Annotated in this window: 9 protein-coding genes; 2 read left to right on the top strand and 7 right to left on the bottom strand. The window is 52.7% G+C overall.

Features of this window, described 5'->3' with window-relative positions; genetic code table 11:
* Positions 1–17: 17 nt before the first annotated feature.
* Both WC598_RS00255 and WC598_RS00250 read right to left on the bottom strand, forming a co-directional pair.
* The gene (locus WC598_RS00255) at positions 18–1,880 is read right to left on the bottom strand and encodes an AMP-binding protein (RefSeq protein ID WP_372959455.1); all 1,863 of its coding nucleotides are present in this window, start codon (positions 1,878–1,880) and stop codon (positions 18–20) included.
* A 144-nt stretch (positions 1,881–2,024) separates the two neighbouring features.
* On the bottom strand, positions 2,025–3,692 hold the full coding sequence (locus WC598_RS00250; protein WP_372959454.1) for an AMP-binding protein: 1,668 nt from the start codon (positions 3,690–3,692) through the stop codon (positions 2,025–2,027).
* Positions 3,693–3,895: 203 nt separating this feature from the next.
* On the opposite strand from WC598_RS00250, the gene WC598_RS00245 reads away from it, so the two are divergent.
* Positions 3,896–4,450 (top strand): TATA-box-binding protein, encoded by a 555-nt coding sequence (locus tag WC598_RS00245; protein ID WP_372959453.1) that lies wholly within the window; start codon positions 3,896–3,898, stop codon positions 4,448–4,450.
* Positions 4,451–4,482: 32 nt separating this feature from the next.
* Here the strand turns inward: WC598_RS00245 and WC598_RS00240 are convergent, their stop codons facing one another.
* From WC598_RS00240 to WC598_RS00220, 5 genes are all read right to left on the bottom strand, one after another.
* Positions 4,483–7,179, bottom strand: a complete 2,697-nt coding sequence (locus tag WC598_RS00240; protein ID WP_372959452.1) for a DEAD/DEAH box helicase — start codon at positions 7,177–7,179, stop codon at positions 4,483–4,485.
* Positions 7,166–7,915 (bottom strand): metallophosphoesterase, encoded by a 750-nt coding sequence (locus tag WC598_RS00235; RefSeq protein ID WP_372959451.1) that lies wholly within the window; start codon positions 7,913–7,915, stop codon positions 7,166–7,168. Before WC598_RS00235 ends, WC598_RS00240 begins: the two co-directional genes overlap by 14 nt.
* Before the next feature lie 2 nt (positions 7,916–7,917).
* Entirely contained in the window at positions 7,918–8,688 is a 771-nt protein-coding gene (locus WC598_RS00230) for a hypothetical protein (RefSeq protein WP_372959450.1), read from the bottom strand.
* A gap of 1,296 nt (positions 8,689–9,984) precedes the next feature.
* Positions 9,985–10,440 (bottom strand): tetratricopeptide repeat protein, encoded by a 456-nt coding sequence (locus WC598_RS00225; protein ID WP_372959449.1) that lies wholly within the window; start codon positions 10,438–10,440, stop codon positions 9,985–9,987.
* A 53-nt stretch (positions 10,441–10,493) separates the two neighbouring features.
* Positions 10,494–11,534, bottom strand: a complete 1,041-nt coding sequence (locus WC598_RS00220) for a DUF3821 domain-containing protein (protein WP_372959448.1) — start codon at positions 11,532–11,534, stop codon at positions 10,494–10,496.
* Between the two features lie 147 nt (positions 11,535–11,681).
* Between WC598_RS00220 and WC598_RS00215 the strand changes: the two genes are divergently transcribed.
* Positions 11,682–12,662: a replication factor C small subunit gene (locus WC598_RS00215; RefSeq protein WP_372959447.1), complete on the top strand. Its 981-nt coding sequence runs from the start codon at positions 11,682–11,684 to the stop codon at positions 12,660–12,662.
* The last annotated feature ends 3 nt before the right edge of the window (positions 12,663–12,665 follow it).

Genomic DNA, 12,665 nt, shown 5'->3' with positions numbered 1-12,665 from the left:
AGGTAAAAGGGAGTGGATTACGCCCTCTTAGCGTTGCCGTTTTCGGTCTGGATCTTTTTCATCTCGCGTTCGCGAAGCTCTTTTCTCCGGATCTTGCCTGAGATAGTTTTTGGCAGAGACTCGACAAACTCGATGCGCCGGGGATACTTGTAGGGCGCCGTCACGTTCTTGACATGGGTCTGGATCTCCCGCACGAGCGTGTCTGAGGGCTTGATCCCGGGTTTTAAGATGATGAATGCCTTGACAATCAGGCCCCGTATATCATCCGGGGAACCAACAACCGCTGCTTCCTGCACCGCAGGGTGCTCAATCAAAGCGCTCTCGACTTCGAACGGGCCGATGCGGTAACCGGACGCCTTGATCACATCGTCGTCCCGGCCAATGAACCAGAGGTAGCCGTCCTCATCCTTGTAGGCCTTGTCACCGGTATAATACCAGTCGCCGATAAAGGATTTCTTGTTCTCCTCTTCGTTGTTGAGGTAATCGCGGAACATCCCGACCGGCCTGGGTTTCATATGAATCGCTATCCGGCCCTCTTCGTGGAGGCCAACCGGTTTCCCGTGGTCATCGTGGAGCTCGATATGCCAGCCCGGCGATGGCCTGCCCATGGACCCGAACTTCGGCTGCATGCCCGGGAACGTGCCAATACAGAGAACCGTCTCGGTCTGGCCATACCCTTCGTAGATCGTGAGGTTGGTCGCATCCTTCCAGGCCTTGATGACTTCAGGATTGAGCGGTTCCCCGGCACTCACACAGTGACGCAGTTCGGTAAAATCAAACTTGTCCAGGTCAGCAAGGATGAGCATCCGGTAGATGGTCGGGGGGCAGCAGAACGTAGTGACCCCGTACTTCTCGATGAGCGGGAGAATTTCCGTGGCATTGAATTTGGACCGGATATCGTAGACGAATATCGCAGCCCCCTCAATCCACTGGCCGTAGAACTTACCCCACGCGCTCTTGGCCCAGCCGGTATCCGAGAGGGTGAAATGAATATCGTTTGTGCGCAGGTCGTGCCAGAACCGGGCCGTAACAATGTGGCCGAGAGGATAACTCTGCTCATGTACCACCATCTTGGGCTCACCCGTTGTACCGGAAGTGAAGAAGATCACGAGTGGATCAGTACTCTTGGTCTTTTTCATACCGGGCAGGTTGACCAGTTTTGCCGAGACCGGTGCCGGGTAGTCGAGTTCAACCGGGTAGCTGATCCAGCCGGGCCGCTTGCCGTCAATGAGCATACGGCAGGTGAGCGATGGGCACTCCTTGGCGATCTCGTCGATCTTGTCGGCATGCTCCTGCATGGTGATGACCATTTTGATCTCCGCGAGGTTGATCCGGTACTTGATATCCTTGGGAGTGAGCATGGTAGGTGCCGGGCAGTACACTGCACCGCGCTTGATGAGCCCGAGCGTAAAAGTCCACCATTCCGGAACGCGGGGGAGCATGATCAGGACACGGTCGCCCTTGTTGATCCCGTACTTGATCATCATGTTCACAATCTGGTTGGAGAGGCGCATCATCTCCCAGAACGTAAACTTCTTTTCAACGCCTTCCTGGTTTACCCAGATCATGGCGAGTTTGTTGCGGTCCTTCTTTGCCCATGCATCAATCACATCGAACCCGAAGTTGAAGTATTCAGGAACCTCGATCCTGAAATTCTTGTACATCTCGTCGTAGTCCGGAATATTGTGGTGATCAGCGGCAATCACGGAACCGGCGGATGGCAGGGTTGCTGACCCGATAATTGATGTTCCTGCATTCTGGCTCAGCTGGGAGGTACAGGCCTCGCCGATCCAATCCGAGCGGGATACTTTTCTTTTTTCACAGGATTTGTCAATGGACTGTGTAAGATTGTCGTCCATTGTTATGGAGTAACGCACCATACAGATCCATTTAGTGGTGCAATTATTACATGTTTCGATTCGTTTGTGCACCAAAACAAATTCTGATTCGGCTGATCTGATTCCCAAGACCGGGACGCATGAACGCAGCCTAAGCGTACGGGATTAAAAAAAAAAAAGAGGAAATTATTGACGGTCCTGATATTTTTTCATCTCGGATGCCCGAAGTTCGTTTCGTTTGATCTTTCCGGAAATGGTCTTTGGAAGCTCCTTGACAAACTCAATCTCCCTCGGGTATTTGTACGGTGCCGTAGTTCTCTTGACGTAGTTCTTGAGCTCCCGAACCAGGGACTCTGAGGGTTCGGATCCGGCATTGAGTACAACAAATGCTTTGACAATGAGGCCACGGATCCGGTCCGGGGCTCCGACAATCGCGGCTTCCTGCACGGCCGGGTGTTCAATCAAGGCACTCTCGACTTCGAACGGGCCGATCCGGTAGCCGGAACTCTTGATCACATCATCGTCCCGGCCGACAAACCAGAAGTACCCGTCCTTGTCCTTGTACACTTTGTCCCCGGTATAATACCAACCGTTCACAAACGATTTCTTGTTCTCGTCAGGATTCTCCAGATATTCTACAATGAGTCCCGGCGGACGGGGATCGCACCGGATCGCAAGCCGGCCCTCTTCGCCCCGGGGTACCGGCTTGCCGTCATCATCATGGATCTCGATAGTCCATCCGGGTGAAGGTTTACCCATTGAACCCGGACGCGGCTCGATACAGGGGAACTGCGCAACACAGCAGACCGTCTCGCTCTGGCCGTATCCTTCGTGAATGGTCAGGCCGGTTCCTTCCTTCCAGACCCGGATTACTTCGGGATTTAGGGGTTCGCCGGCACTGCAGCAATGGCGCAGAGAGGAGAGATCGAACCGGTCGAGATCGGCGAGAATGAGCATCCGGTAGATGGTCGGGGGACAGCAGAAGGTAGTAATCTGGTACTTGTCCAGCAGCGGAAGTACCTCGGTTGCCTGGAACTTGCCGGTGAAGTTGCACACAAAGATACAGGCTCCCTCAATCCACTGCCCGAAGATCTTACCCCAGGCCGCCTTTGCCCAGCCGGTATCGGAAACCGTGAAGTGCAGGTCATTGTGCCGGAGATCCTGCCAGAGCCGGGCGGTTATGATATGCCCGAGCGGATAGCCGTGATTGTGCAGCACCATCTTGGGCTCGCCCGTTGTCCCGGAAGTGAAATAGATCAGCATCGGATCCGTACTCTTGGTTTTCTGGGAGTCGGGGATGCTTACAGAACGGTGCGAGACCGGTGCCGGGTAGAGGAGCTCGTAAGGCCAGCTTGCCCAGCCCTGGCGTTCACCATCAACCACGAACCGTGAGGTGAGGGTCGGGCACTCGTTACAGATCTCCTCAACCTTGCCCGCATTCTCAAGATCGGTGATGATCATGCGGAATTTTCCCTTGTTGACCCGGTACTTGAGATCGCGGGCTGTGAGCATGGTGGGGCAGGGGGCAAATACAGCCCCGAGTTTGATGAGCGCTATGGCAAAGATCCACCATTCAGGGATACGCGGGAGCATCATGAGGACGCGATCGCCCTTATTGATCCCGTATTTCAGGAGAACATTTGCCGCCTGGTTGGACTGGTTTGCCAGATCGAGGAAACTGAATTTCTTCTCATCGCCTTTCTGATTTACCCAGATCATAGCAAGCTTGTTGCGGTCTTTCTTGGCCCAGGCATCAATAACATCGAATCCAAAGTTATAATATTCCGGGACATCGATAGCGAATGACTCGCACATCTTCTCGTAACTTCCGGTGCTGCTCCCGCTCTTCTTCATGCAATCAGCAACAATGTTTTGTTCCGGTCCACTTCAATCTGTCTTTTTATCGGGTCTAAAAAAAGGTCATGAGGCTGGGCGAGGTTCGGTTTTTTTTATGAACGATACATTTATAGCTCCCGATCGTCTGAAACAGCAGGTCCATTTTGAACATAAAGGTTGTGCATTAGTATTATGATTGAGAGCACTCCACAGTATAGTGGATGGCTGATAAAAAGTACGCGTCATTAAAGATTGAGAACATCGTAGCTTCGGGGGTCATCGCCGAATCTATTGATCTTGCAATGGTTTCTGGCAAGATCAAGAACTGCGAACTCAATACGAAACGATTCCCGGGTGCGGTCTACCGCATCGAGAATCCAAAAATTGCGTCCCTGATCTTCTCGTCGGGGAAAGTTGTGCTTACCGGTATCCGGGACAACAAAGCCCTGACAGACGGTCTCGCGATTATCATGAAGTCCTTAAAAGAGGCCGGTGTCGACACCCTGGACGTTCCCCGGGTTGCAGTCACCAACATTGTCTGTTCCTATGATATCGGGAAGTACATCAATCTCAACAAGGTGGTTATCACCCTCAATCTCGAAAACATCGAGTATGAACCCGAGCAGTTCCCCGGCCTTGTCTACCGGATCAAGGACCCCAAGATCGTTGCGCTCCTCTTTTCGAGTGGCAAGATCATCTTAACCGGCGGCAAGAACCTTGACGACATCAAGAAAGGTCTTGACTTCCTCGAGCAAAAACTCGAGAGCATAATGTAAGATAAAAAATAATTCTTTTTTGCTTTTATCCTTCACGACCAGTACCGGTGGGTCTGGATGAAATTCCTCTCCGCTTTGAGAATCTCACGGTAGAAAGCATCCTCTTCAGCAAGGGTACCAAGAATCCGGGAGGCGATCTCCGGCCCGACCCCGCGTGCCGAGAGTGCAATGACCGCTTTTTTCCCGCTGGAGAGGACGATATTTGCATTCTTTAAAAGTCGCTGCTCGACAACCCGGTCTTCGGATGATTTTTTTGATTTCTGTACCGTTATATACTGATCTTCCTCGTACGGTTTGAGGGCCGCGATAAGGCGTGCCCCGCATTTCGGGCACTGGGGGTGATCGGGTACCCGCGATACAACCGTCCGGCTTTTATAATCCCGGCAGTTCATGCAGCAGAGCAGGACATCATCCTGATCGAGCCTCCGTTTCAGGGTTGCAAGCACGGCCTGGTCGGCTGTTGGCGGGGGAATCTGGTCGCGGGAAGAGAGCAGCCCCCCGGCACCTATCAGGGAGTGCGGACCCAGAGATACCCTGATCTGCCCCTGACGGATCAGGTCTACAATCGATGCTGCGGTCCCGACATCCATGTATTCCAGGAGCAGTTCGCGGTATGCCTCCTGCTGCACAACCGTATTATCAAAAAATTCGAGCAGGCGCTGGATACTGATCTTCTCGTAATCCGCATCGGGATCGATGGCACCGAATTTCTTTGCGATCTGCACCAGTTTCCACTTGAAGAGTGCGGTGCGCTTCAGGGCAAGCCGGAGGACCCCGGGCATATGGGCGGGGTCGAGGCCCAGAAGGAGATCGCGGACATCCGCGGCCCGGATAGACGAGGGGAGGCGCAGGAGCATGCGATATGCATCCAGCTCCAGGCCAACTGTTGTTCCGTACCGGGCGGAGATGAGGATGGAGATGACCCGGCCAAATGCTTCGTTGGCTTTGTGGCCGGCACAGAGATTGCAGACAACCCCGTCATCGGTGTTCTCCAGCGTGATGAGCTGGTCGGTCGGGATCAGGGAGCGGTTTTTGTCCATCTCGGTTAAGAATTTCGAGGCAAACAGGGTGCTGTCATGGTCGCCCGTATATTCCGCGATACCACGGGTCCTCCGCATGGCCCCGACTTCCTGCGCAACCGGGAACGGGACCGGGATCTGTTCACCCTCCCATGAGGGCAGTTCTCCCTGGACTTTCCGGGCCGGCTCGACCACGAGCCGGCCATCCGCGATCTCGAGCACCCGCCAGAGCTGCCCCTTGGTGATGAAGACCGCGCCGGTATGCACCCATCCGACAACGAACGACTCATCGAGCGTACCGACAGTCCTCCGCGTGACCATGTCGAAGATCGGGACTTTGCGTTCATCATGGATCATGGAGAGGTTTCCGGAGAGGTAACGTCGCGCCCGAGCAGTTGTGATGATACGGCTTCCGTCAATCCTTATCAGCCGGTGCTCCTCCATCTGCTGGCAGACGTCATGGAGGAGCGCAGTGCAATCGGGGAAGAGGTAGGTCCGCTCTACGATCTCAAGGATTCGTGCCTGCTCAATCTCCCCGTACTCCACGGCAATCGCGGCAACCTGGTTGGCCAGCACATCCGCAGCCATACGCTGGGGAGTGATCGCCTCGATCTCATTTGATTTGGCTTTCTTTGCAATCACAAGGGATTCCAGCAGGTCGTCAAATCCCGTGGCAAAGATCGTGCCTTTCGAGATGGTGTTCAGCTGGTGGCCGGCACGGCCAACCCGCTGCACCAGCCGGGCAACTTCCCGGGGGGAACCAAACTGGATCACGTGGTCAACCCGCCCGATATCGATGCCGAGCTCCATGGACGAGGTGCAGATGAGGGTCCGGATCTCCCCGCGCTTGAACCGCTCTTCTGCATCGATCCGCACCTCTTTTGAGAGCGAGCCGTGATGGACTTCAACATCCCCATGTTCGAAGAGGGCATGCCCCAGCGCTTCAGCGGTCACCCGGGTGTTAACGAAAACGAGCGTGGATCCCTCGCGTTTCAAGGCTTTTGAGAGGATTTCGGCCTGGCGGTCGAAGTTGTCGCCAACATATTTCACAGAAATGTCAAGCTGTTTTGCCACGGGCACCTGGACAACGGAATACGGCCTGCTGCCGCAGAGGAAGCGGGCAATGTCCTCAGGGTTTCCCACAGTTGCCGAAAGGCCGATGCGCTGGAACTCGCCCGCGTACACGTGCAGACGCTCAAGGGCAACTGCCAGCTGGGCACCACGTTTGCTTCCCGCGAGCTCGTGGATCTCATCGATGATAACATATCGTACATTTTTAAGATGGGTGCGGAGCCGCTTTCCCATGAAGAGGGCCTGGACGGTTTCCGGAGTCGTGATCAGGAGGTCGGGGGGAGATAATGCCTGTTTCCTGCGCTCGGTAAGAGGGGTGTCCCCGTGACGGACGCCCACGGTCAGGCCAAGTTCCCCGCACCACCACTGCATGCGGGAGAGGATATCCCGGTTGAGTGAGCGAAGGGGTGTAATATACAGGGCTTTGAATCCGCCACCGGCCGGGAGCGAGAGCAGGCCATTGAACACCGGGAACATCGCGCTCTCGGTCTTTCCGGTTCCCGTGGGGGCTACAAGTACCAGATGGCTGCCCCGGGCGAGAAGGGGAATTGCCTGTTTCTGGGCATCGGACAGGACAGAAAAACCGCGTTTTCTGATGCAGGCCCGGACCCGGGGGTCAAGGATTTCAAGCGTCTTCATGGGGCTGGATCGATTTCAGGGAGCCGATGTATGTCCCGTCGGCAAGGATGATCTCTGTCTCCTCGTGAAGCATGCACCGCGAGATGGGGGAGAACGGGTTTTTTGCGATCTGGAGGATGTCGTAGCCGGCAATTTCATTGAATGCAGGCACGAACAGGGCCCGGGCCGGGGTAGCGGTGCCCGTAGTATTTTCCAGACCCAGTTTTTCCGGATCGAGACCGGCCCGGATATAGGCCGGGGCCTGGAGTGCACATCCCACCTCATCCCGTATCGAGAGAAGGGGATGATGGTGACCAACCACAATCAGGTGTCCGCCCAGATCCGGTGAAGGGTACATGTGCCCGTGAAGATACGCAACGCCATCGAGGACTGCACCTTCCCGGGGCATGATCTCATCCGTTTTCAGGAATCGCTCAATACCGATATCGTGGTTGCCCGGGAAGATCCGGAGGGGGATCTGGTCCCGGAGATCGCTGAGGATGCCGGGCAGCTCATCATACTCCTGCCGGGTCAGGGCCGGGATACTGTGCTTGACGTCGCCGAGAAGGACAAGTTTGTCCGGTTTTGCCCGGTCAATGGTTTTATTTAAGCGTTCGAGCCTCCCTGAGCTCCTGCTCCGGAAATGCAGGCCATGAGCTGCGAGATCCGCTTCGATCCCAAAATGCGTGTCTGCGATGATGAGGAGTCGTTCTTCACCTTCGACCACCAGTGCCGGGCCGTCCCGGATAAATTCCATGTTCATAACAGCCTGACAAATCCCTTCTGCGGCTGGTAGCATTCGTCGTCCACGATCAGCGACTCGATTGCGGCAAGTACGTTCTCCTGTGAGATCCCTTTTCCGGTAATCGCCGCAATGATCTCCTCAACTGCCATTCCCCGCGGACCTTTAGCGGCTGCAAGAAGTTCGAGCACGAGATTCTTTGCATCCGATTTTTCCTTTTCATCGCTCCCCGGGGGCCGGACACTCTGCACCGCATTTTCCACCATCATAACAAGATCCTCAAGATCCGGGTCACTGAGGTGATAATGACGAATCGCGGCGCAGATCCGGTCATCGGTACCCTGGTTCCTAAGAACAAGCAGGGCATCTTCAAGCCGCCGGAGCGTTAAATCTGCGGTTCCAAGTACCCACTGGTCACGGGTTGCCCGATCAATCACCGCCACATGGTCCGGACGCACCGAGAGAGTAGTATTCCCATTCCTGCGATAGAGCTGGGCGCGGCCAAGAACGGAAACAAACGTGGGCAGAGACTGGTTTCGTATGAGGGATGTGAGTTCAGGATTTTTCCCGCCGCTCACGAGATCAAAACCCCCGGTGGGATCCGCAACCCTCGCGCGGATAAAGTCTCCCCGCTCATCCACTTCCGTCATGGCGCCGGCAATGAACACAAGCCGGCAGTACGCGCCCCCGGGCGTAACGACAAACGCCGGGCTCCCGTCATCCTCCCCGGGAACCGAGAGTGTTGATCGGTTAAATTCCCCCGCAAATACGCGAACTGCCCCTTCCATAATCCTGTACAAATGTACGCCGCAGCGGTATTCAAGATATAGTCCGTGCCAAAAAAACGGTTACGGATTTCATGGAATTCTGCGTTACCGTTGATATAAATCCGATACTGGATTTCCCAAGTAATGGTTTCCTAAAACGGGAAAAGAACTATCAGGACATCATCAAAGATGTAATGGTTTCTCCAGCACAACCGATTCCCATCAGGGTCTGCCTGAAATTTTTTCATCACAGTCTGCTGAAAAATTTTCAATCAAAGTGCGATTGAAAAATAAAAATCAAAGTCTGGTTGATCCGGATCCGGTTTTCGATCTCGATCGTGATCACGCTGAAAATTTTAAAATCAAACCATGATGAAAAAATTTCAACCAGAGTCTGGCAAAAAAATTTCAATCAAGGTGCGGTTGTGAAAAGTTAACCACTTATGTCTCAAACCGGCCCGTCAGTCTCCGGCGTGAACGCGTCCGTTGGTCTCATTTTTCAGCCAGGGTGCGATCAAAAAAAATCAATCAAAGTCTGCTGAAAATTTTTCAATCAAAGTGCGATTGAAAAATAAAAATCAAAGTCTGATTGATCCGGATCCGGTTTTCGATCTCGATCGTGATCACGCTGAAAATTTTAAAATCAAACCATGATGAAAAAATTTCAACCAAAGTCTGGCAAAAAAATTTCAATCAAGGTGCGGTTGTGAAAAGTTAACCACTTATGTCTCAAACCGGCCCGTCAGTCTCCGGCGTGAACGCGTCCGTTGGTCTCATTTTTCAGCCAGGGTGCGATCAAAAAAAATCAATCAAAGTCTGCTGAAAATTTTTCAATCAAAGTGCGATTGAAAAATAAAAATCAAAGTCTGATTGATCCGGATCCGGTTTTCGATCTCGATCGTGATCACGCTGAAAATTTTAAAATCAAACCATGATGAAAAAATTTCAACCAAAGTCTGGCAAAAAAATTTCAATCAAGGTGCGGTTAATAAAAGTTAATCACCTATGCCTCAACCGGAACGTGGGTCTTTGGCGTGAACGCATCTGTTAGTCTCATTTTTCAGCCAGGGTGCGCTCAAAAAAAATCAATCAAAGTCTGGCGAAAATTTTTCAATCAGAGTCTGGTTGAAAAATAAAAATCAGGGTTTGATTGATCTGCAAACAGTTTTCGATCTCGATCGTGATCGCGAGGATTTTTTGAAAATAGGATTTGGAAAAAGGCGCTCTGTTGAGATTCAAAAATGAAACATGCATCCGGTCACGAACGGCCGGACTCCCAATTGGGTAATGAATCCTGGATGAACAAAAAAAGAATAATCAAATGGGGGTGACAAGGGTTGGATCGAGCTCGTGCGCTTTGGCATACGCAGCTTTTGCTTCGTCAGTCCGCCCGAGGTTCTTAAGGGCATTGCCCTTGTTGAAGTAAGCCACCGAGAAGGTTGTGGTCAGGTTCTCGTGGGACGCGAGCGCAGTATCGGCAGCAGTTATCGCGTCCGTGTTCTTCCCCAGCATGACAAGGATCCCGGCCCGGTTCGACTGGATAAGGGGCATCAGCTGGGGTGTATTGAGGGCCAGCGCATCGTCTGCAGCTTTGAGTGCCTCTGTGTATTTCCCCTCATTTGCTAGATCCACACTCTTCGTATACAATGCACCGGCCTGCTGGAATTTCACCGCAGGATCTGGAGACATTGATGGCAGGATGACAAGAAGGGCAATGGCAATAATCAGAACAGCGATTACGGCTCCGGCAATCAGAATAATCTTTGATCTCATAACATGCTCACAATTACACTATACTCATTGGATCTATTAAAACGGGGGTGGGATCAGGCCTTTTTCCTGATCATGAAGATACCTGCAATGACAAGGCCGATGATTCCAATCCATTCCGGCAGGGGCGAATATGTTGTCTTTTTGGGAATCGGTGTGGCTGTGGGAAGAGTGGTAACCTGCCCGGCAGTGGAGGTCAGAGTTGGGATTGCAGGAGAGAGCGTTTCAGCAGTTGTTACCGGCTTGGTAACTTCAGTAACCGTTGCAACAAACGGTTCTTTTTCAAACGCCACAAGAACGGTTTTTGTTGTTTTCTCATTCCGGTCAGCCACGGAAGCCGAGGCATAACTCTCCTGCATGTGGTTGAGGTTCTGGCTTACGACAAAGGTGTATGTCCCGTCAGGATAAACAGGATCTCCCTGCACGTTTTTGGCTTTGTGGTCCCAGTAAATACCATTATTCCAGTAATAGGGCGATTCAGAAATGTATGGTTTGCTTTCAAATGCAAGGATCGAGGTTTTTACCAGTCCTGCATTCCCGGTATAAATAGAGGGAACTGAATTCCCACGGGGGTCCAACAGTTTGACCGCAAAGGGGGAATCATCGGGATTTTTGTTGGGGCGGTTTTTTGTGCTGAGGACCGGGTAAAGATTCGTGTCGATCCTGTACGTGATGTTTGTTGTTTTGGGAATTGATTTGCCGGAAACATCGACATTGTGATCAAGATCCCAAACCTTGATATCGATCCGGGGTTCTTCCACTACGAATACCGGGTAGTATGGCGCTTTGTCCGCACAGTACCAGGTGCCGGCAGCCCCCCCAAAAAAACCCGGGCTGATATTGTAATGGAAGATAAGATTGGACGCAGTGTTAATGGGATAAATCTCTGTTTTTTTATCGGGTGTCACAGAATTAATATCCGAATCGTTTTTCCACCACGCGATCGAGTGGCAGCCGTTTAAGGCCGCGGATATGTCAACATCACTCTCCCCGACAAAGATGGGAGAACCTGAGGAAATTTTGTTCAGGTTTGCCGAGACGGGTGAAACCATGAGAAAGAGCACGATAAAAACAGTTAGAATATATGGTATTTGCATGAAAAGTAATTTCAAAGCCCAAGTGATAAACATTATGACAGCCATCACGAAGAGTGTACCGTTTTTGCCGCGTTCTGAGGTTCATACCATCACGCCGCTCACCAGCTGAATAAGTACCAGGATACGATAAGAACAGAGAGGATCGTCATGGAGGAAAGCCACACTATCTGGATTGAGAAATACCGGCCAGCCAGACTTGCCGATATCGTAGGACAGGATGAGATCGTGGAGCGGTTATCATCCTATGTAAAGAGCGGGAACCTTCCCCACCTCCTCTTTACCGGCAATGCCGGTGTTGGCAAGACTACCGCGGCAGTGACGCTTGCAAAGGAGTTTTTCAAGGATACCTGGCAGAGAAACTTCCGTGAACTCAATGCCTCGGATGAACGGGGCATCGATGTTGTCCGGAACCAGATCAAGGAGTTTGCCCGGACCATGCCGGATGGGGGGGCAGCCTTCAAGATCCTGTTCCTGGATGAGGCCGATGCTCTCACTACCGATGCGCAGTCTGCTCTGCGCCGGACCATGGAAACCTATGCGCAGACCTGCCGGTTTATCCTTTCCTGCAACTACTCCTCAAAGATAATTGATCCAATCCAGAGCAGATGCGCCATTTACCGGTTCAAACCGCTTGGCCCGGAAGCCGTAAAGGAAGAAGTGCACCGTATCGCCGGACGGGAAGGACTCACTATCACCGACAGCGCAATGGATGCGATTGTTTACATAGCCCAGGGGGATATGCGTAAAGCTATCAACGCCGTCCAGGGAGCTGCTATCATCAGTCCCTCGATAGATGCGAAGATGATCTATGCCATAACCTCGACAGCGCGCCCGGATGAGATCGACGAACTCATCGGTCTCTCCCTCAAAGGGGACTTTGAAGGCGCGGAGTATCTTCTCGCCCAGCTCCTTCACGAACGGGGCATTGCCCCGAATGAGCTCATCAACCAGGTTTACCGGGCGCTCATCAAAAAAGATCTCGACCGCAGTCTCAAAGTCCAGCTTATCGATCATCTCGGCGAAGCTGACTTCCGCTTATCGGAAGGGGCCAGCAGCGATATCCAGATGGAAGCTCTCCTGGCACGGTTTGTCCTGTCAGCCCAGAACTCTGCAGAGAAAATGCGGTGATGC

Source organism: Methanoregula sp. (assembly GCF_041645475.1).
GTDB lineage: Archaea > Halobacteriota > Methanomicrobia > Methanomicrobiales > Methanospirillaceae > Methanoregula.
The sequence above is the reverse complement of the archived record's forward strand: the minus strand, read 5'-3'. Positions and strand labels throughout refer to the sequence as shown.

Excerpts from the sequence above, each read along its gene's own strand:
- WC598_RS00255 (WP_372959455.1), bottom strand. The coding sequence starts at position 1,880 with ATGGTGCGTTACTCCATAACAATGGACGACAATCTTACACAGTCCATT.
- WC598_RS00250 (WP_372959454.1), bottom strand. The coding sequence starts at position 3,692 with ATGAAGAAGAGCGGGAGCAGCACCGGAAGTTACGAGAAGATGTGCGAG.
- WC598_RS00245 (WP_372959453.1), top strand. The coding sequence starts at position 3,896 with ATGGCTGATAAAAAGTACGCGTCATTAAAGATTGAGAACATCGTAGCT.
- WC598_RS00240 (WP_372959452.1), bottom strand. The coding sequence starts at position 7,179 with ATGAAGACGCTTGAAATCCTTGACCCCCGGGTCCGGGCCTGCATCAGA.
- WC598_RS00235 (WP_372959451.1), bottom strand. The coding sequence starts at position 7,915 with ATGGAATTTATCCGGGACGGCCCGGCACTGGTGGTCGAAGGTGAAGAA.
- WC598_RS00230 (WP_372959450.1), bottom strand. The coding sequence starts at position 8,688 with ATGGAAGGGGCAGTTCGCGTATTTGCGGGGGAATTTAACCGATCAACA.
- WC598_RS00225 (WP_372959449.1), bottom strand. The coding sequence starts at position 10,440 with ATGAGATCAAAGATTATTCTGATTGCCGGAGCCGTAATCGCTGTTCTG.
- WC598_RS00220 (WP_372959448.1), bottom strand. The coding sequence starts at position 11,534 with ATGCAAATACCATATATTCTAACTGTTTTTATCGTGCTCTTTCTCATG.
- WC598_RS00215 (WP_372959447.1), top strand. The coding sequence starts at position 11,682 with ATGGAGGAAAGCCACACTATCTGGATTGAGAAATACCGGCCAGCCAGA.